Raw genomic sequence first — 20,051 nt, 5'->3', positions numbered from 1 at the left:
GCGGGCCGGGGAGCCCCCGAACGAACCGTCGCCCAACGGCAGCCGCCGCGCCGCGGTGTCCGTCGCGCGGTGCGCGACGAGCGGCGGCGACGGCACGCGGCGTGTCATCGCCGACGAGGAGGTTCGTTCGGTAAGCAGGCGAAGGGCGGCCGTTTTGCTGAGGGTGAGCGCAAATGTATACCGCACCATGAGCGGGGTGTTGCGGGGTGGCGATACGGAGTCCGATTACGGCGGGGGCGGGCACTCTTCGAATGCGGCGGGAATCCGGAAGCCGTGGTTCAGCGCATGGTTTGCCTGGTTAGCGTTAACATTCAGCATATTCTCCCGCTTCGGGTCGCCTGGGAATGCGTGCTCGCCTCCCCTTTTACGCCTCGCAAGCCCCCGATGGGGAGCCGAACGCTCCCCGATGTCGCCCTGAACTCCCGCTCCGGATCGAAAGTTTCGTGCGCCTTGCGATCGTTTCGGGCACCTTAGGTCGAGCCATCGGCACACGTCAATACATCTCACACAAACAGGTCTGGGACCCTGATGTGGTCCCGCGCTGCCCGCCTGCCTGGTGCGAGCCCCCTTCGGCGAGCAGGCTGTGCGAAAAGTTTCGAGTATGGTGCTGACTCATGTTTCGATGAGGTGGTGCGGGCGTCCGGCGGGCGGCAGCCCGCCGGATTCGCGCATCGTGCCGGCTGCCCGCGGCGGGTCCGCAGGCTTTCCGCCGTGGGGGATTGCGTGCGGTCGCAGCACCGGGGGCGTGACCGCCTGACGGTCACGGCTGAATGCGAGGCGCCCCTGGGGCGCGGTCCCCTACAGGTGATCGGCCGCCGCCACCCGGCACGGTCAACGGGCCGGCCTTTCCGGCGGCGCGGCGACGGCCAGCAGTTCCCCGCGGCCGCCCGCGTCCTCGAGCGCCGCCTCGACCGCCGCGTCCTCCATGCACCGGGCGAAGGCCTCGGCCTGGGCGGGCGAGACGTAGTGAGTGTCGATGCGGATGTCGAACACCAGGCCGCCGTCCGGCGCGTCGTCGGCGTAGACGAAGAACCGCTCGGACGAGGTGTCCTGCCGCCGGGTCCAGGCGAAGGCGGTGTCGTCGCGCGCGGCCCGGAGCTGCTCCGCCAGCTCGTCGGCGGTCACCTGCCGGGCGGCGTCCGGCGCCGGGGCGTGCGCGGTGCGGTCGTTGAAGTACGTCCCGATGACGATGTCCTCGCCGCGCTCGCGGGAGAGCCGGGCGATCAGCGCGTCCAGGTCCTCCGGCTGGTAATAGGCGTACTTCCAGGCGGAGATGCTGGCCCGCCCGGTCAGCTCGACGACCTCGGTGGCGGTGGCTCCCTCGACGTCCAGGGAGCACATGCCCGACTGCGAGACGGGGCACACCACGTCCGAGAGGCCCGGCCGGAAGCGGTTGCTGATCACCGGGCGGACCACCACGGGGCTGATGCCGGTGGCCCGGTGCAGGCCGAGCGCGAACAGCGCCAGCAGGACGGCCGGCGTCCCGGCGCCCGTTCGCGCGGCGATCATCGGCAGGGCCTCGGCCAGCACCCGTGAGCGGAACTCGGCCATCCAGTGCCGCGGCGTGCGCGGGTCCGTGGGTCCGGGTAACTGCCCCGCGGACACCGTCCGCAGGATGTTCTCGAAGAACCGCAGCGTCCGCTCGCTCTGCCGCTGCCCGGCGGACGACCGCTGCCAGCGCGCCTGTTCGAGTTGCTGCATACCGGTGGCCGGCGCGGTCTCGCGCTTCCCCACGTCGCGGAGCATGATCGCACCGCCGCGCCCGTCCATCACCAGGTGGTGCAGGATGGTCACCTGCTGCACCGGCCTGCCGTGCTGCCGCACCACCGCCATACGGACCGGCCAGGCGTTCGCGTAGTCGAAGGGGGTGCGCCGGTAGTGCGCCTCGACCGCCGCGGCGACCTCGTCCGGGTCGGCGTCCGGGTCGGCGTCGTAGACCTCAAGGGCGGTCTCGCCGGCGGCGAAGAGGCGCTGCCGGGGCCGTCCCGTGGCGTCGAAGCGCAGCCGGGTGCGCATGGCAGGGAAGCGGCCCATCAGGTAGCGCAGCTCCTCCGCGATGTCGGCGAGCGTCCTGCCGGCCTCCAGCGGTGCCCGCCCCCCGATCGGCAGTCCGGACTCCTGCCGGCACATCGCACCCCATATCTCCCACATGCCCCAGGACATCTCGCCCTCGCCCTCGCCGTCCCCGGTGAAGCCGACGGCCACCTGTTCGGCGAGCGGCGGCACCGGCGGCCCCTCCGCGGCCCTCGCGTCAGCACCCGCCGTCCGCGCGCGATGCCGCTCGCGCGTCAGGGACTTGTGCACCAGGCCGGCGGCCAGGTCCGCGTCGTCGACCACGACGACCCTGCGCAGCGTCGCCGCTGCGGCGGACGTCAGGGCGGCGCGGACCGCGCCCGTACGGTCGGTCCGCCGGTCGGCGCCCGCGTGCAGGGCGAGCAGGACGTCGGTGACGACCTCGCCGTGGACCCGGTCGGAGACCACCGTGCAGTCGTGCACCTCGGGACACGCGACGAGGACGCGCTCCTCCGACATCGCCGCGTACAGCCACTCCCCGCCGCCCAGCGGCACCGCGTCCGCCGCCCGGTCGACGTGGTAATAGAAACCCGCCTCGTCCCGGTACATCAGGTCGCCGGTGAGGTGGTAGCCGTCCCGCCGGCTGCGGTACGTCGCCGCCGAGTCGTTCCAGTGGCCTGGCGCCAGGGCCGGTCCCCGCACGCCCAGGTGGCCGACCTCGCCGACCGGGACCTCCCGGCCCGTCGCCAGGTCGAGCAGTGCCACCTCGGCGAAGCCGTGCGGGACGCCGACGCATCGCCCGTATTTCTCGGTCGTGCGGGTGTGGGTGATGTGGAAGACGGGGTGGCCCGCCTCCGTGGAGCCCATGCCGTCCAGGAAGCTGGAGCCGGCGGTACGGCGGACGCCCTCGCGGGTGACGGTCTCGTGCGAGCCGACCGCGACCAGCTTGCGGATGTACGGCTCGGGCACGCAGTCCCCGGTGTTCCACCACAGCGACACGGAGCCGAGGTCGTGCGCCGTCAGGTCCATCCCGGCCAGCTGCGCCCAGGTGGCGCCGGAGCCGAGGACCCCACCGGGCTTCCAGTGCTCGATCGCGGCCACCACCGCGGGGCCGTCGTTCGGCGCGGACAGGAACAGCGGGTCGCTGCGCAGGCACAGCGCCATGTTCAGCGCCTGGACGCCGGCCGCGTGGGCGGCGGGCAGCGCGCCGAGCATCCGCTCGGCGCCCTGGGCGGGCGGGGCCGTCAGCTGGAAAAGCCGCATGGCCGCGAAGAGGCCGGCGTGGGAGTGCACCACGGCCGCGGGCACCCGGGTGGTGTCCGCGGAGTGGGTGACGGCCACCGGGTCGTCGGCGTGGTGGCGGTAGTGCGCGGGCGCGTCCGCCGGGTCCGCGGTGCCGGTGTCCGCCGCTTCCGCGTGCAGGGCGACGCCCCCCAGGTCGTAGTCGGCCAGCAGGGCGCGGTGCCCGGGGTCGGTCACCAGTGCCACCGGGCGCAGCCGCCGTACGTACTCGGCGGCGGCGTCGCCCGTCAGGGACCGGTCCATCAGCGCGGGAATCGCCCCGAGCCAGGTCAGGGCCAGGAAGGTCAGCAGGCAGTCCGCGGCCCCCGACACGTACACCGCCACCGGGTCGCGCGGGCCGACGCCGTGCGCGTGCCACCAGGCCGCCCGAGCGGCGACCCGCTCGCGCAGCTCGCCGAGCGTCAGCGGACGGCCGGCGGGGCGGCCGTCAACGGGGGTGTCGAAGGCCGCGCCGGGGCCCGCCGGGTCGGCCCCGAGAGCCAGCAGCGCGGACAGCACGTTGCCCGCCCCCAACTCGGGGTCAGCGGCGAGCCGGGCCCGGATGTCCTTGCCGGTCACGGCGTTCCTCCTTCGTGTCGACCTGTCGTCATGTCGTCCCGCCTCAACCGCCGTCCGCTCCTTTCGCCGCCGCCGACGGGCTCGGCCCGTGCGACGGCCAAGGTGGCCGCGAGCAGGCCGACCGCCCAGGGGGAATCGGGGGCGGCCGCTCCCGCTCCTGCCCAGGACGCGTCGAGTCGGCCTGCGTCGGGCGACCGAACCCCGAACCCCGTCCGCGTTTCCAGCTTTGCCCGCTCCCGGTTTACCGGGAACGGCGTAGCCGGCGGGAACAGCGGCAGGCGCCGGAACCGGTGAACCGGTGAAGGTCTCGTCCCCGACGGTATTTATCGACCGGCCTGCGTCGGCCGATGGTCTGGATCAATGGGAGGCGGAACTGTCGGCGAGGGTGTGCCGTATTCCCACTCCGAACTTTCATCGCTGAATTCTGCGCTGTCAAGCCCCCGTCCGGGAGGACCGCAAATACCTCATCCATCTCTGCCGTGCCGATCCATCACACAGGCCCCAAATTCCCCGTATTGACGGATTGCGACGGCCGCGGCTAGCATGACCGACGATTCGTCAACTATCGTAACCAAGAAGGGTGTTGGCAGCCCAGAACGACAGCTCCGCACAAGCGCTCCTGTCGGGTTGTCCCTTAACCGCCCTCGCGGCCAAGTGGTCCCTTTCCCTCAGGTCGCCCTCCCGGCCTGTATTTTCTTGCCTCCTGCGGCCGGCTGATACCAGCCCGTGCTCTTTCTCGTATTCCTGTACTCCGCGCCCCGTGTTCCTGCATTTCCACACCTGCGGGCAACTGCGCTTCTGCCGGATTTCGAGGAATGAGCCGTATCCGAGCCGCTCCTGCCGACCGGCCTCACCGACAACATCGCAGTTGCACGACTGCCGCAGGCCGTACGGGAGCGCATCCCCGGTGTGCCCGGCACGACAGCTGCCTGCCGCCGGCCCTCCACGCCCCGGCCGAAGGGGCCCACCACGCTCCCGATGCACGGCCAGGCCTAGGCGCGCGGGGCGGTGGTGAAATACCACAGCAGGTAGGCCACCGTGAGGAGCGTGACCGGCACGCCGGTGAGGAGGTGGGCCAGCAGGATGAGGGTTCTCGCCCACGGCTGGGCCGGGCCTCTCGCGAGGTCGGGCCTGGCGGGGTCGTAGGAGATCCCCGCCTCGAAGGGCCCCGACTCGAAACCGCTGCGGCGGATTTCGTGGGTGGTGCCGGAGAGGGCGGTGAAGTGGTAGATCCTGGTGCCGGGCGAGTTGCCGTCCTCACCGGGCTCGTAGCCCGCGTAGGTGGCGACGGTGGTCACGCCGTGGCGGTGCAGCAGCCACCACGTCGCCGTGGCCCGCCACGTGCCGCGGACGACGGCGCAGCCGACCAGGAAGACCGGGAAGGCGAGGGCCCACAGCTCGGCGAGGGACCGGTCGCCTTTCAGTGCGCGGAAGAGCAGGCCGACGACGAAAAGGCAGGTCAGCGCGGAGCGGGCGTACCACTTGCCCGGTGGCAGGAACGGTCTCCCGGGCGTGACCGGGCCTTCCAGCCCTTTGGCCGGGGCCGCGGTGGTGGACGTACTGATCTCCGCGGGTCCGGCGGAGTCCACATCCGGCACGGGATCCGTATCCATCAGCGCACACCCAATCCTCGGGAACGAGAGCGGCGGGAGAAGTACGAGCGGGAGTTGCCGGCGGCGGCTCACTCTGGGCCGGCGGCCCCGGCGATCAGGGCCGCGACGGCGTCCGCGCAGCCCCACGCCAGGGTGACGCCGGCGCCTCCGTGGCCGTAGTTGTGGACCATCCGCTTCACCCTGCCCGGAGGGCGCAGGTCGGTCTCCAGACGGACGCCGCCGTTGCGGTGGGGCCTGAGACCGACCTGGTGGCCGATCACAGGGGCGCCCGCGAGCTCGGGCAGCAGCTCGGTGCAGCGGCGCAGGATGGCGGCCGCGACGGCCGGGGACGCGGCGGTGTCCCACTCGCCCACCTCGAAGCTGCCGCCGAGGACGATGTCCGTGCTGCGCGGATGGACGTAGGTGTAGCCGTCGGTGTTGTCCTCGTCGCGCACGGACGTGTCCAGGCCCCGGTTCGCCACGAGGACCAACTGCCCCCGCACAGGCCGCACGTCGGTGTCGCCGCACAGGGTGCGAGCGCCCAGGCCGGAGGCGTTCACCACCGTGGAAGCCCACACGCCAGCCTGCTCAAGGGCGTCCATACGGCGTCGGATCAGGGTGCCGCCCGCTCCGGTGAAACGCCCCTGGAGCCACGGGAGGTAGCGGGACATCTCCACGGACGGAACGGTGAAAGCCCAGCCCGCGGCGAAGGGGGCGCGTACGTCCTCCCTCCCCAGGGCACGGAAGTCGGGGACGGCCGCGGCCCACCAGGGAGGGCCGGATGCCGCGCCGCGCAGCAGCATGCGGGTCGGGCGCATCACCACGCCGGGCACACCGTCCGCCGCCTCGCGGGCGAACTCGTCGTAGGTCCGGGTGGCCCAGCCAAGGACGCGGTCCTCGAACGCCGTGCGGGTCGGGTACCAGACGGCCGCCGCCACCGAGGACGTCGTCTCGGCCGACGGCTCCGCCGTGACCACGGCGACCCGGGCGCCCGCCTCCTGGAGGCGCAGCGCGCTGGTGAGGCCGATGACTCCGGCGCCGATGACGACCGCGTCGAACATGTCGCCCATGCCTCCTCCTTGACCGCCGGGCTGTGTGCGTCCCACTGTCGGCGGGGAGTTGACGCGCTGTCCAAGACCAGTTCTGCCCAACTCCATAAGACGCGCTTATAGTCGCAAGATGGACTTGCGGCGGCTGCGGTACTTCCTGGCGCTGGCCGAGGAGTTGAACTTCACGCGGGCCGCGGAACGGCTGCACATCGCCCAGCCCGCCCTGAGCCAGCAGATCAGGGCACTGGAACGCGAGGTCGGCGCCCCGCTGATCGAACGGCACCACCGCGGCTGCCGGCTGACCGCCGTCGGCGAGGTGGTGGCCCGCGAGGCCGACGCGCTGCTGGCCCACGCCGCCGCGTCGCAGGAACGCATCCGGGCGGCGGCCGGCGGACGGCAGGGGCAACTGCGCCTGGCTCTCACCCGGTCGGCGCGCGGCGGCCCCGTCGACGCCCTCATCGCCGCCTTCCGCGCGCATCACCCGGAGGTGGATCTCGTCGTGCGGACCGGGTGGTCGGCGCGCAACGTCGCCGAACTGCTGGCCGGGAGGCTGGACGCGGCCTTCGTACGCCCTCCGCTGGACACCGCGGAGGTGGAGTGCCGGCACATCGCCCGCGAGGAACTCCTCCTGGCCGTACCCGCCGGCCATCCCCTCGCCAGGGAACGCAGGGTCACCCGCGAGCGCATCGCCGCCGAGCCCGTGATCCTTTGGCCTCGCGAGAACGCCCCCGGAATGCATGACCGGATCACCCGCCAGCTGTGGCCCGACGGCGCGCGCATCGTGCGGGAGGAACCCGACGACGAGCAGCTCCTCCTCAGCGTGGCAGCCGGCGCCGGAATCGCCCCCGTGCCGGAGGGGCGGGCGCGTGCGCTGCGGATCCCCGGGGTGCGGTTCAAGCATGTGACCGCACCCATGCCCACCGTGGATCTCGCCCTGGCCCACCAGCCGCGTGCCGCAAGCCCGGCCCTGCGGGAGCTGCTGCGGCTCGTCGACACGCTGCCCGGCCCGGCGGCCGACCGGTAGCCGGGCGGGGGTCCGGGTCCGGCGCCGACCGTGCCGTGACGCGCCACCGGACGGCTGCGCCCGGAAGGGGTCGGGCGAACCTTCGTTCGCCTGACTGCCCGTCAGGACTGAGCTTGAGGAAATCGCGACGCCGCGGAGATCCAGACGACAGACCCTAGGCGACCGGCGGTTGACCGAGGCTGTCCAGTTGCCGCTGGACGTGCTCGGCGTCGTTGAGCCGGTGCTGGGCGGTGAGGAGCTCGCGGGCCTGCTGCCAGGTGTCGCGGGCCCGGCCGGGGCGGCGTTGTGCGAGGAGGATCTCGGCGATGTGGCGCAGGACGTCGGCTTCGAGGTGGCTGTGGCCCTGCGTGCGGCAGATGGCCAGGGCCTGGCGGTAGTAGTCGAGGGCGCGGTCGTGTTCGTCGAGGCAGCGGGCGATGTGGCCGAGGCTGTCGAGGGTGCTGGACTCGCCGAGCTGGCGGTGGTCGGAGGGGTGCTGGCGCAGCAGGGTGAGGGCGGCCCGGCAGTTGGCCCGTGCTTCGGTGTAGTCGCCGAGCCGGGTCTGCAGCCAGCCCACACCGTTGAGCGCGCGGGCCTGCCGGTAGGTGTCGCCCTGCGCACGGAAGATCGTCAGCGCGCGCTGGGCGTGCTGCAGCGCGCGGCGGTCGTCGCTGTGCCGCTCCCAGGCGCCGCCGAGGCTGTGGTGGATCTCGCCCTGAGCCGCGACGTCGCCGGAGAGCTCGGCCAGGTCGAGGGCCTGAGCCAGGTGCCGCAGGGCGTCGGCGGTCCTGCCGAGCTGGGCGTGGGCGTCACCGAGCATCTGGTGGGCCTGGGCGCGGAGTGCGGGGTCGTCGAGGTGCTGGGCGCCGGCAACGGCCCGCTGCCAGGAGTCGGCCTGCGCCTCCAGGTGTCCGCGTCGGCGGTTGTAGGGGTCCAGCGCCCAGGCCAGGTCGCAGACCTGGGCGTCCCAGCCGTGGCCGCGGGCCACCTGCTGGGCGGCCAGCAGGTTGGTGTGCTCGGCATCGAACCAGCTCATCGCCGACGCCGCGTCCCGCAGCGGGTGCGGTACGCGGTCCGGCGCGGATTCGCCCGACCGCGGTGCGGGTTGGTGCGGCGCGAGTAATCGGGCGCCCGCCCGAGCGGTGACCGCGTAGAAGTCCACCACCCGGCGCAGTGCCGCCTGTCGGTCCGCCGGAGTGTGGTGGTCGCGGGCGTTTTCGGCGGCGTGCAGCCTGAGCAGGTCGTGCATGCGGTAGCGGCCGGGGGCGTGCAGCTGTATCAGGTGGGCGCGGTCCAGCTCGCGCAGCAGGGCGCGGGTCGCCGCGGGCGGCAGGGCGAGCAGGCTCGCGGCCGCGGCCGCCGTGATGTCGGGCCCGGGAGCGATCGCCAGGAGGCCCAGCACATCGGCGGCATCCGGGGACAGCGCGTGGCGGGACCAGGACAGTACGGCGCGCAGGTCGGCCTGCGGCTCTCCGCCGTCCAGGGCGTCGAGCCGATGGGCGGTGTCGCCCAGCTCGGTGGCCAGCGCCGTCAGCGACGGGCCGGGGTGGGTGACGGCGCAGGCGGCGGCGATGCCCAGCGCCAGCGGCAGCCCGGCGCAGCAGGTCAGCACGGTGGCTGCCGCCTCCGGTTCCAGGTGCAGCCGGCCGGGGCCGAGGTGGCGGGCGAGCAACTGGCGTGCCTCGTCCTCGGGCAGCACGTCGAGGGGCAGGGGACGAGCGCCGTGCGCGGTGATCAGTCCCGTCAGCTGCCTGCGGCTGGTGACCAGCACCGAGCATGCCGCACCGCCCGGCAGCAGGGGGACGACCTGGGCGGTGTCGCGCGCGTTGTCCAGCACGAGCAGCATTCGCCTGTTGGCCGTGATGCTGCGGTACAGCGCGGCCTGGGCCTCCTGTTCCGGCGGGATCGCGGTCGGCGCCACGCCCAGGGCGGCCAGGAAGCCGCGCAGCGCGGCCGCCGGGTCCAGGGGCCGGCCGGTGGGGTCGAACCCGCGCAGGTCGACGTACAACTGGCCGTCAGGAAACCGGTCCAGGCGTCCGTGGGCCCAGTGCAGGGCCAGCCAGGTCTTGCCGATGCCGCCCATCCCGCCGATCGTGCAGATCACCGGTGTGCCGTCGGCCTTCGACTGCTCGGCAAGAGCGGCGTCCAGGCAGGCAAGTTCGCGGGTGCGACCGGTGAACATGCCCGATCCGGCGGGTAGTTGGCGCGGCGTCGGCTCCTCCCGCGGCCGTGCGGACGGCCGGCCGGCCGGGGGAGCGGCAGGTGTGCGATGCGCGCTCCCGGCCCCCCTGGAGCGGCGGTTGGCCTCCTCGATCCGGTCGCGGGCGGTGGCCAGCGCGCGGTGCTCGGCCGGTGTGGCGCCCAGCACGTCGAGCAGTGCGTCGAAGCGCTCGGTCGGTGGCAGGGTGCGGGCGGTGAAGTATTCGGCGATCGCCGTCCGGGACCACCCGGTCATCGTGGCCAGCTCGCGGTAGGTCAGGGTGCTGTCCCGGCGGCTGCGCGCGTGCCGGCGCCGCAGATCGCGCAGCAGCGCGGCCAGTTCCTCCAGCGTCCGCACCGCCGCCGCGGCCGCGGCCGGCGAATCGGGGGGTTCCGGCACTGTCTGCTGTACGCCGCGTTCCATCGTCGCATCGTTCTCCGGTGAGTACGGGATCGGACACTGATGGCGTGATCGCAGCTTAACAGCGGGTGGGCACCGGCGAAGGGCGTACGCCGGTTTCCGGTGGCGTCCGGCGGTGTCCGGCGGTGCACGGAATCCGAGGTGCCCGCGGCGGCCGCCAGCCACCATGGGCCGCACGGCCGCAGTGTGCCGCCGCCGCCGTCCGGGACGCGGGTCCCCGACGCGCGAGAGGACACCTGGAAGGACAGTGGTGCACCCATGATCTCAGGACGTCTGCGCAGGAGACTCGTCGCCGTCTTGTCGGCGGCCGCCTCCGTGCTGTTCATCGCGGTCGCCGCACCGCAGGCGGCCTCGGCCGACACCATGCGCACGCTCCAGGTGGCCCTCAGCTGCTCCGCGGGCCTGCCGTACGGCATGAGCGTGGACAACGGCTCCGGCTGGTACTACCCCGACGGATCGAGCTACGCGTCCGGCGGCGTCAAGTACTTCACCGTCTACATCCCCGCCTCCGCCACGTCTCTCGCGATCAACACCGGCTTCTGCGAGAACGATCCCAAGACCCCCTACTGGGAGGGCTACCGCTACAGCATCACCGCGGGCACCTCGACCATCAGCGCGAACGGCAACTGCCAGGACATGTACGTCTACCCGGGCCCGTACGTCCGCTACTGCTCCCTCACCTCGCTGACTTACAGCTGAAGCCGGTAAGCGCCCTTCGCACGACAGCGGCCACCGGACGGAGGTGTCATCTCCGCACGCCGGGAAGGGCGGTACCGGCGGGGTTCACGCTGCCGGGCTGAGGGCGGAGCCGCGCTGGGGGGTGCCCGCCGGCGCCAGGGCGGACCGGGTGGAGCGCCGGGCCTGCGACGGGCGGCTGCGCCGGCCCCGCGAGGAGGCGGACGTGCTGCGCCTGCTGCGTTCCACGACCGGTGCGGTGATGGTGACCGGCACACCGGAGGGGGTGCGGGCACCGGTGATGCGCGCCAGTTCGGCGTGGCCGGAGTGGGTCTGCGCGCTCTGCGGGGTGATGCCGGCGGTGGCCATCAGCCGGGTCATCTCCCGGCGCTGGTTGGGAAGGACCAGGGTGACCACGCGGCCGGACTCGCCGGCCCGCGCGGTGCGTCCGCCGCGGTGCAGATAGTCCTTGTGGTCGCTGGGCGGATCGACGTTGACGACCAGGTCGAGGTCGTCGACGTGGATACCGCGGGCTGCCACGTTGGTGGCCACCAGCACGGTCACGTGACCGGTCTTGAACTGCTCGAGCGTGCGGGTGCGCTGCGGCTGCGACTTGCCGCCGTGCAGCGCCGCCGCCCGTACGCCGCTGTGGAGCAGGTGCGCGGTGAGTTTGTCCACGGCGTGCTTGGTGTCGAGGAACATCAGCACCCGGCCGTCGCGGGCCGCGATCTCGGTTGTCGTGGCCTGCTTGTCCGCGTTCTGCACGTGCAGAACGTGGTGCTCCATCGTGGTGACCGCGCCCGCGGAGGGGTCGACGGAGTGGACGACCGGGTCCGTCAGGTACCGGCGCACCAGCAGGTCGATGTTGCGGTCCAGCGTGGCGGAGAACAGCATCCGCTGACCTCCCGGGCGCACCTGGTCCAGCAGCGCCGTGACCTGGGGCATGAATCCCATGTCGGCCATCTGGTCGGCCTCGTCGAGCACGGTGACGGCGACCCGGTCCAGCCGGCACGCACCGCGGTCGATGAGGTCCTTGAGCCGTCCGGGGGTCGCCACGACGACCTCGGCGCCCGCCCGCAGGGCACTGATCTGGCGGCCGATGGACATGCCGCCGACAACCGTGGTCAGCCGCAGCCGCAGGTCGCGGGCGTACGGGGTGAGGGCGTCGGTGACCTGCTGGGCCAGCTCCCGCGTCGGGACCAGGACCAGGGCCAGCGGTTGTCCCGGCTCGGCGCGCTGTCCGGCCGTGCGGGCGAGCAGCGCCAGCCCGAACGCCAGCGTCTTGCCGGAGCCGGTGCGGCCGCGGCCCAGCACGTCGCGCCCTGCCAGGGAGTTGGGGAGCGTGGCGGCCTGGATCGGGAACGGCACGGCCATCCCCTGGGTGGCCAGCGTCTTCAGCAGCGTGGACGGCAGGTCCAGCTCGGCGAAGGTCTCCACCGGGGGCAGGGCGGGCGTCAGGGTGACGGGCAGGGCGAACTCCCCCTGCTGCGCGGCCGGTCGGCGGCTTCCGTGGCTGCCGGAGCGGGACGGGCCGCCGCGGCGGCCCGGCGTCTGGCCACGGTAGCCGCCGCGGTCGGAGCCGGCGGAGCGGCCGCGGGAGGACCGGTCGGTCGTGCGAGACGTGCGATTCATGGAGAACCTTCCCTCGATGCGGTACGTCGAGGAATCCCGGGCGGCGCCAGGCCGCGAATGGGAGCACAACAACGAACCGGTGTAAATGCGGGTAAGAAACGGGCCGACGCCCGAGGTGCCCGGGGAAAATGCCCGACACGCCGGGCGGCTGCGACGGCGCCTCCGGGCGCGGCCAGGGAGACTGCCTGGCAAAAGCAGCAGGCCGGGGCCCGCACCCCAAGGTGCGGGCCCCGGCCTGCTGTACGCGTCAGCGTCAGGCGGGAACGATGTTCTCCGCCTGCGGGCCCTTCTGGCCCTGGGTGACGTCGAAGTTCACCTTCTGGCCCTCCTGCAGCTCGCGGAAGCCGGAGGCGGCGATGTTCGAGTAGTGGGCGAAGACGTCAGCGCCGCCACCGTCCTGCTCGATGAAGCCGAAGCCCTTTTCCGCGTTGAACCACTTCACGGTGCCAGATGCCATATGAAAAATCTCCTTCAGGGGCAGTGCCCGGAATCCGCACAGTACGGACTCCGCGTCGCCGCGATGATTACCCCGTCCGGAAGAACGCCGGAAATACAAAAGTGCTCCCGCCGTACACGACAGCGAGGGCACTTGAAGTCTTCGGGAACCACAACTGCAACTGGTGAAGACCTTAGCACACGGCAACGGATTGTGTGGGCCCGTTGATTTCCGTGCCGCCGAGAGCGTAAAAGGCTTCGGGCGGCGTACCGGTATTTCTGTGCTCGCGGCATCAGATTTCATGCTGTCGTGTGTCCTGCCGCCCGAGCGCGGCGCCAGGCCTGCGTACGGGCCGGCGACCCCCGCTCCCTGGTCATCGCGCCAGGGCCGGTCGGACGGGTGATGTTTGCGCAAACATCACCCGCTCCCGAGTCTTGACGTGCACCCACCACGCGCCCCTATCGTAACCATCGCCCCACGGAGGCCGAACCGAGGAATGCGGAAATGCATACGGTGTGCGGTGGTGAGCAATTCCGAATGTCTGCTTCGCGGTGAATTCGAACCGCAGCGGCCCCCGAGGTGAAGCGCGGATGCTGCGCGACGGATCGGACAGCTGACAGCTACCGGAAAGGAACGCGTCAATGACAACGCGATCGCCCTGGAGCAGGAGCACCACCGGAGTCGGGGTCGGCAGCAGCCGCGGGGGAGCCGGGGCGAGGGGGGTCATGGTCGTTCTCGCGTTCGCCCTCAGCCTCCTCGTCGCGGTGACCCAGACCGCCTCGGCCGCGAGCGTGACCAACTACCCGGGCACGGTGGCGTACGACACGTCGGGGAAAGTGATCCAGGCGCACGGCGAGGGCATCGTCAAGGTGGGCAGCACCTACTACTGGCTGGGCGAGGACAAGACCGACGGGTCGCCCTTCCAGAACATCACGTGCTACTCCTCGACCGACTTCAAGACCTGGACGTTCGTCCGCAACGTCCTGACCCGGCAGTCCAGCGGCGACCTCGGGCCCAACCGGGTCGTGGAGCGGCCGCACGTGATCTACAACGCCTCGACGTCGACCTATGTGATGTACATGCACATCGACAACAGCAGCTACTCCGAGCGGAAGGCCGGCGTCGCCACCAGCAGCAGTGTCTGCGGCGCCTACACCTACCGCGGCAGCTCCAAGCCGCTGGGCCACGACAGCCTGGACGACAACCTGTTCCTCGACGACGGCACCGGCTACTTCATGAGCGAGGACCGCACCAGCGCCAAGCTGCAGATATACAAGCTCTCGGCCGACTTTCTCAGCGTGTCCTCCCTGGTCAAGACCCTGAACCAGTACGAGGCACCGGCCATGGCGAAGATCGGCGGCACCTACTACCTCTTCGGCTCGCACCTGACCGGCTGGTCGACCAACGACAACCAGTACGCCACCGCCGGCTCGATCAGCGGCACCTGGTCGTCCTTCAAGAGCTTCGCGCCCTCCGGAACCAACACCTGCAACTCCCAGACCACAGCGATCGTCCCGATCGCCGGCTCCACCACGACCAGCTACCTCTTCCTCGGCGACCGCTGGAATTCCGGCAATCTCAGCGACTCCCGCTACGTCTGGGAGCCGCTGAACATCAGCGGCACCAACGCCTCCATCGCCTGCAACAGCTCGTGGACCGTCGACACGGAGACGGGTGTGGTGGGCGGCGCCACCGGCGGTGGTACGAACGCGCTGCGCGGGACGGGCTCCGGCCGGTGCCTGGACGTGCCGAACAGCAGCACCGCCAACGCGACCAGGACCGAGATATGGGACTGCAACGGGGGCGCGAACCAGTCCTGGACCCTGAACTCCACGAAGGAGCTGGTGGTCTCCAACGGCGGCAAGTGCCTGGAGGCCGACAACAACGGGACCACCGCCGGCACGGCCGTCACCATCTACGACTGCAACGGCGGCGCGAACCAGCAGTGGAACCTCAACAGCAACGGCACGGTCACCAACGTCGGCTCCAACCTGTGCCTGGACGTCACCGGGGCCGCCACCGCCAACGGCACGCTGGTCGAACTGTGGACCTGCAACGGCGGCAGCAACCAGCAGTGGACCCGCCAGTAGGCGAGTCGGCACCCCGAGCGCGGCCGGTTCGGCACCTTGACGGTGCCCCCGGCGCGCATCACCATGCGTGGGAGCGCTCCCACTCTCTCGTGTCCGCCGGAAGGAACGAACCGTGATCCCCCACTCACCACGCTCCCACCCTCCGAGACGTCCCCGACAGGTCCGGCGGCTCCGCAGCCGCGCACTGGGCACGCTCGCCGTGGCCGGCCTGCTCGGCGCCGCGCTGGTCGCCCCGGTCGGAGCGGCCAGCGCCGCCGACGACCCGCCGGAGCAGATCGTCAACGGCGACTTCTCAGGCGGAGGCACGGCTCCCTGGTGGTGGACGGCGAACAACCCGGCCTCCGTGGTGGACGGCAGGCTCTGCGCGGACATCCCGGGGGGCACGGCCAATCCGTGGGACGCCATCATCGGGCAGAGCGACCTTCCCCTCATCGCAGGCGAGAGCTACACCCTCAGCTACACCGCGACCGCCTCGGTGCCGGTCACCATCACCACCAACGTGCAGATGGCTGTCGACCCCTACACCACCGAGCTGTCCGAGCACGACCAGATCGACGACACCGCGGCGCCGATCACCCACACCTTCACCGCCAGGGCGGACAACGACGCCGCCCAACTCGCCTTCCAGGTCGGCGGCAGCTCCCATGCGTTCACGCTGTGCCTCGACGACATCTCGCTGCGCGGCGGCGCCGAGCCGCCCGTCTACACGCCTGACACCGGTTCCCCGGTCCGGGTGGACCAGGTCGGCTACCTGCCCAGCGGTCCGAAGGACGGCACGTTCGTCACCGACGCCACCGAGCCGCGGGCATGGACGCTCAGGAATGCCGCGGGAACCGCTGTCGCGACCGGCACCACCGAGCCCGGCGGCACCGACCCGACCTCGGACCAGAACGTCCAGACGTTCGACTTCGGCAGCTACACCACCCCCGGCGACGGCTACACCGTCACCATCGGCGACCAGACCAGCGAGCCGTTCTCCATCGCCGACGACGTCTACTCCGCGCTGCGGACCGACTCCCTCGCCTACTACTACAACCAGCGCAGCGGCATCGCCATCGACGGCTCCATAGCCGGCGCCGCGTACGCCCGACCCGCCGGGCACCTCAACGTCGCCCCCAACACCGGTGACAACGATGTGCCCTGCCAGCCGGGCGTGTGCGACTACACCCTGGACGCGGCAGGCGGCTGGTACGACGCGGGCGACCAGGGCAAGTACGTCGTCAACGGCGGCATCGCGGTCTCCGAGCTGATGAACTCCTACGAGCGCACGCTGACCGCCGAGGGGGCGAACGGCGCGGCGCTGGGCGACGGCAGGCTGAAGGTGCCCGAGACGGGCAACGGCGTGCCGGACATCCTCGACGAGGCCCGCTGGGAACTCGGCTTCCTGATGGAGATGCAGGTCCCCGACGGGCAGCCGCTGGCCGGCATGGCCCACCACAAGCTGCACGACCAGGCGTGGACCGGCCTCCCGCAGGCACCGGACAAGGACTCCCAGCCGCGCCTGCTGCACCCGCCGTCAACCGCCGCCACGCTCAACCTGGCCGCGGCGGGCGCCCAGTGCGCCCGGCTGTTCCGGCCCTACGACGCGGCGTTCGCCGATCGGTGCCTGGCCGCCTCGCAGAAGGCGTGGACCGCCGCCAAGGCCCACCCGGCCGTCTACGCCGACCCCAACGACGCCACCGGCGGCGGGGCCTACAGCGACAGCGACGTCACCGACGAGTTCTACTGGGCTGCGTCAGAGCTCTTCATCACCACCGGCGACGACTCCTACCGCCAGGCGGTGCTCAGCTCCCCGCTGCACGGCGACACCGCCGCCGTCTTCCCGCCCGACGGGTTCTCCTGGGGCTCCACCGCCGCACTCGGCGCCCTGGACCTCGCGACCGTGCCCAACAAGCTGACCGCAAGCCAGCTCGCCACCGTGCGCTCCATGGTGACCGACGCCGCCGACGGCTACGCCGAGGACTCGCAGACCGCGCTCTACGGCCTGCCCTACGCGCCCTCCGGCCAGCACTACGTGTGGGGGTCCAACAGCCAGGTCCTCAACAACGCCGTGGTGCTGGGCGTGGCGGGCGACCTGACCGGCAGCGCCAAGTACCAGGACGCGGTGCTGCACGCCCTGGACTACATTCTGGGCCGCAACCCGCTGAACGAGTCCTACGTCACCGGCTTCGGCGAGCGGAACTCCCACAACCAGCACAGCCGCATCTGGGCGCACCAGCTCGACGCCGACCTGCCCAACCCGCCCGCGGGCACCCTGGCCGGAGGCCCGGACAGCCAGTTGGAGGACCCGACCGCGCAGAGCAAGCTGACCGGCTGCGCGCCGGCGATGTGCTACATCGACGACATCGAGTCCTACTCCACCAACGAGAGCGCCATCAACTGGAACGCGCCACTGGCCTGGGTCGCCTCCTACGCGGACGACCTCGGCGGCAGCGGCGGCCACGGAGGCGGCAAGGCGGCCTGCCAGGTCACCTACACCTCCTACCGGTGGAGCGCCGGCTTCACCACCCTGGTGTACCTGAAGAACACCGGCACGACGGCCGTCTCCCCCTGGGAACTGAAGTGGTCCTTCGCCGACAACCAGCAGATCACCGACCGCTGGCAGGCCGAGATCACCCAGAACGGGCACCAGGTCAGCGCCAAGCCGGTCAGCTGGAACGGCTCCCTCGCACCCGGCGCCTCCGTCTACTTCGGCTTCAACGGCACTTCGAGCGGCCAGGTGGCCGATCCGGTGGCGCTGAGCATGAACGGCGGCCTCTGCGACACCGTCACGTGAGAGCCCTCGGCGGGTCACGGAGAGGAGATCGACAATGGTGACGGGCAAACCGGGCAGGAGCGTGAAGTCTGCTCTGCTCCTGGCGGCCCTCGTCCTGCCGGTGGCCATACCGGGCACCTCGTCGTCCGCGTCGGCGGCGACCTCGCTCGGCATGCGCGGCGCGGACGTGTCGACCGCCCAGCGGGCACTGGATCTCGGCGCGAAATACTACGACGCGAGCGGCAACGCCCGCGATCCGCTGGACATCCTCAAGGACGCCGGCGTCAACTACGTCCGGCTGCGCGTCTGGAACAACCCGGCCGGCGGCTACAACAACAAGGCGAAGGTGCTGCAGTACGCGAAGACGGTCAAGGCCAAGGGGCTGAAACTGCTGGTCGACTTCCACTACTCCGACAGCTGGGCGGACCCGGGGCAGCAGAACAAGCCGGCGGCATGGGCGAGCCACGGCATCGGCCAGCTGCAGACGGACGTCTACAACTACACCTACGACGTCTGCAACAGCCTCAAGGCCCAGGGCACCACGCCGGACAGCGTGCAGATCGGCAACGAGATCAACACGGGGATGCTGTGGAACGACGGCAAGGTGGTGAACAACGACTTCACCAACCTCAGCCTGCTGCTGAAGTCCGGCTACAACGCGACCAAGGCGTGCAGCGGCACCACCCAGGTCGTCATCCACACCGCGGACGCGGACAGCGACGCGCACGCACGCTGGTTCTACGACGGGATCAAGGCGAAGGGCGTCAACTGGGACATCACCGGTCTGTCGTACTACTGCATGTGGCACGGCTCGCTGTCCACCATGGGCGGCGTCGTCTCCGACATGAGGTCCCGCTACGGCAAGGACGTCGTCATCGCCGAGACCGCGTACCCGTTCACCGCGGCGGACGCCGACGGAACCGGCAACTCGGTCACCTCCGGATGCGCGGGATACCCGCTCACCTGGCAGGGCCAGGCTGCCGAGTTCGACGCGGTGCAGAGCACGGCCCGCAGCGCCGGTGCGATCGGCGTCTTCTACTGGGAGCCGACCTGGTACGCGGTCCCGGGCAACGGCTGGGACCCGGCGGACATCAACCACAGCGGTGACGGCTGGGACAACATGGCCGTCTTCGACTGGACAGGCCACATCAACCCCAACGTCAGATGGAGACCATAGGCGCGCGACGCTCGTTCCGCCGGCGTGAGGCTCCAGCCAACAGAATGGGCATGTTTATTTCCGCGAGGATTTCCCGCTACGAGGACATAGCGCGCGGTATCAACCGGATCAACGGATACGAGAGAGGTGAGAGGACAGGATAAGTCGTACACATATTCATCTTCGGGATGGCCGATGTAAGCTTCGGCGTGGCATCCGACCGGCCGTGCGGACGCTCGGCCGGCCACAGGAGATGAGGGAGGCGGGCCGTTGGACGGCAGCCCCGTAGGCGCGGCGACCGGCAACTCCGCACCAGCGCCGTCGGACGAGCCGGACTCGACGGCTTATCGACCTGGTTATGAGCGTGTGGCCGAGGAGATCCTGCGGCTGATTGCCGAGTTGCAGTTGCAGCCGGGTGATCGGATGCCTACGGAGAACCAGTTGGCGTCGCGGTTGGGTACCAGTCGGACGGTGGTGCGTGAGGCTGTCAAGATCCTGTCTGCTATCGGGCGGATCCGCGCGCAGAAGGGTCGCGGTCTGTTCGTGGCGAACGATGAGGGCATGCTGGGTTCGTCGTTGTGGGGGAGTTTCTTCCTGCCGACCGACCTCGATCACGTCTACCGGCTGTTCGAGTTCCGGCGGGTGCAGGAGGCCGCGGCCAGCCGGTTGGCGGCGACGCGTGCGACGCCGGCGGACCTGCGCGCGATCGAGCAGGCCGCTCAGACGTGTCGGGAGGGCCATCTGACGGGCCGGCGTGACCTGTTCGACCGGGGTGACGACGACTTCCACCTCAGCGTCGCCAAGGCTTCGCAGAATCCGTTCCTGGTGGACGCGGTCCGCGAGGCCCGGCGTCTCCAGCGGCAGTCCAGCACCATCGGGTTGCACGGGACGGTCGGCGGGCATGCCGAGGAGGCCGTGGCGGAGCACGCGGCGATCCACCAGGCGATCAAGGACGGCGATGCGGAGGCGGCGGCGCTGGCGGCCGCGCTCCACCTGGACCAGACCCTTGAGGACTACCGGCGCGAGATCCAGCGCCGCGTTTTCGGCTGAGCCGTCCGCCGGCCCGCTCCGGCGGGTGCACGCGGATCGCGACCCACGAAGGCCCGACGCACGCCGCCCCGCCCCGGAAGTGCCCGGGGTGAGGCGGCGGTCCTGACGCACGGTTCAGCG

12 protein-coding genes are annotated in these 20,051 nt (G+C 71.2%); 6 read left to right on the top strand and 6 right to left on the bottom strand.

Annotation, left to right across the window (positions count from 1 at the left end; translation table 11 throughout):
• Nucleotides 1–831 precede the first annotated feature (831 nt).
• The 3 genes from OG900_05000 to OG900_04990 form a co-directional block, all read right to left on the bottom strand.
• Nucleotides 832–3,873: an AMP-binding protein gene (locus tag OG900_05000; protein ID WUH89570.1), complete on the bottom strand. Its 3,042-nt coding sequence runs from the start codon at nt 3,871–3,873 to the stop codon at nt 832–834.
• 992 nt (nt 3,874–4,865) lie between these two features.
• Nucleotides 4,866–5,486, bottom strand: a complete 621-nt coding sequence (locus OG900_04995) for a hypothetical protein (GenBank protein WUH89569.1) — start codon at nt 5,484–5,486, stop codon at nt 4,866–4,868.
• 68 nt (nt 5,487–5,554) lie between these two features.
• Nucleotides 5,555–6,535 carry an FAD-binding oxidoreductase gene (locus OG900_04990; GenBank protein WUH89568.1) on the bottom strand — a complete coding sequence of 327 codons (981 nt, stop codon included), beginning with the start codon at nt 6,533–6,535 and terminating at the stop codon, nt 5,555–5,557.
• A gap of 109 nt (nt 6,536–6,644) precedes the next feature.
• On the opposite strand from OG900_04990, the gene OG900_04985 reads away from it, so the two are divergent.
• Nucleotides 6,645–7,538, top strand: coding sequence for a LysR substrate-binding domain-containing protein (locus OG900_04985; protein WUH89567.1), 894 nt, complete (start codon nt 6,645–6,647; stop codon nt 7,536–7,538).
• 154 nt (nt 7,539–7,692) lie between these two features.
• Here the strand turns inward: OG900_04985 and OG900_04980 are convergent, their stop codons facing one another.
• Nucleotides 7,693–10,140 carry a tetratricopeptide repeat protein gene (locus tag OG900_04980; GenBank protein WUH89566.1) on the bottom strand — a complete coding sequence of 816 codons (2,448 nt, stop codon included), beginning with the start codon at nt 10,138–10,140 and terminating at the stop codon, nt 7,693–7,695.
• A gap of 255 nt (nt 10,141–10,395) precedes the next feature.
• On the opposite strand from OG900_04980, the gene OG900_04975 reads away from it, so the two are divergent.
• On the top strand, nt 10,396–10,836 hold the full coding sequence (locus OG900_04975; protein ID WUH89565.1) for a hypothetical protein: 441 nt from the start codon (nt 10,396–10,398) through the stop codon (nt 10,834–10,836).
• Between the two features lie 84 nt (nt 10,837–10,920).
• Here the strand turns inward: OG900_04975 and OG900_04970 are convergent, their stop codons facing one another.
• Both OG900_04970 and OG900_04965 read right to left on the bottom strand, forming a co-directional pair.
• Nucleotides 10,921–12,444: a DEAD/DEAH box helicase gene (locus OG900_04970; protein ID WUH89564.1), complete on the bottom strand. Its 1,524-nt coding sequence runs from the start codon at nt 12,442–12,444 to the stop codon at nt 10,921–10,923.
• A 253-nt stretch (nt 12,445–12,697) separates the two neighbouring features.
• Nucleotides 12,698–12,901, bottom strand: coding sequence for a cold-shock protein (locus OG900_04965; protein ID WUH89563.1), 204 nt, complete (start codon nt 12,899–12,901; stop codon nt 12,698–12,700).
• Between the two features lie 704 nt (nt 12,902–13,605).
• Between OG900_04965 and OG900_04960 the strand changes: the two genes are divergently transcribed.
• The 4 genes from OG900_04960 (at nt 13,606) to OG900_04945 (ending at nt 19,931) form a co-directional block, all read left to right on the top strand.
• Nucleotides 13,606–14,970: an RICIN domain-containing protein gene (locus tag OG900_04960; GenBank protein ID WUH89562.1), complete on the top strand. Its 1,365-nt coding sequence runs from the start codon at nt 13,606–13,608 to the stop codon at nt 14,968–14,970.
• Between the two features lie 199 nt (nt 14,971–15,169).
• Entirely contained in the window at nt 15,170–17,746 is a 2,577-nt protein-coding gene (locus OG900_04955; protein WUH89561.1) for a glycoside hydrolase family 9 protein, read from the top strand.
• Between the two features lie 61 nt (nt 17,747–17,807).
• On the top strand, nt 17,808–18,902 hold the full coding sequence (locus tag OG900_04950; protein WUH89560.1) for an arabinogalactan endo-1,4-beta-galactosidase: 1,095 nt from the start codon (nt 17,808–17,810) through the stop codon (nt 18,900–18,902).
• Nucleotides 18,903–19,247: 345 nt separating this feature from the next.
• The gene (locus OG900_04945) at nt 19,248–19,931 is read left to right on the top strand and encodes an FCD domain-containing protein (GenBank protein ID WUH89559.1); all 684 of its coding nucleotides are present in this window, start codon (nt 19,248–19,250) and stop codon (nt 19,929–19,931) included.
• Nucleotides 19,932–20,051 lie beyond the last annotated feature (120 nt).

Origin of the sequence: Streptomyces sp. NBC_00433 (genome assembly GCA_036015235.1) — a bacterium.
Classification (GTDB): Bacteria; Actinomycetota; Actinomycetes; order Streptomycetales; family Streptomycetaceae; genus Actinacidiphila.
This window is presented reverse-complemented; position numbering and strand designations above follow the sequence as displayed.

What these genes read in the sequence shown, in the direction of transcription:
- OG900_04975 (WUH89565.1), top strand. Translation starts at nt 10,396, where the DNA reads ATGATCTCAGGACGTCTGCGCAGGAGACTCGTCGCCGTCTTGTCGGCG.
- OG900_04990 (WUH89568.1), bottom strand. Translation starts at nt 6,535, where the DNA reads ATGGGCGACATGTTCGACGCGGTCGTCATCGGCGCCGGAGTCATCGGC.
- OG900_04980 (WUH89566.1), bottom strand. Translation starts at nt 10,140, where the DNA reads ATGGAACGCGGCGTACAGCAGACAGTGCCGGAACCCCCCGATTCGCCG.
- OG900_04985 (WUH89567.1), top strand. Translation starts at nt 6,645, where the DNA reads ATGGACTTGCGGCGGCTGCGGTACTTCCTGGCGCTGGCCGAGGAGTTG.
- OG900_04960 (WUH89562.1), top strand. Translation starts at nt 13,606, where the DNA reads ATGGTCGTTCTCGCGTTCGCCCTCAGCCTCCTCGTCGCGGTGACCCAG.
- OG900_04970 (WUH89564.1), bottom strand. Translation starts at nt 12,444, where the DNA reads ATGAATCGCACGTCTCGCACGACCGACCGGTCCTCCCGCGGCCGCTCC.
- OG900_04995 (WUH89569.1), bottom strand. Translation starts at nt 5,486, where the DNA reads ATGGATACGGATCCCGTGCCGGATGTGGACTCCGCCGGACCCGCGGAG.
- OG900_04965 (WUH89563.1), bottom strand. Translation starts at nt 12,901, where the DNA reads ATGGCATCTGGCACCGTGAAGTGGTTCAACGCGGAAAAGGGCTTCGGC.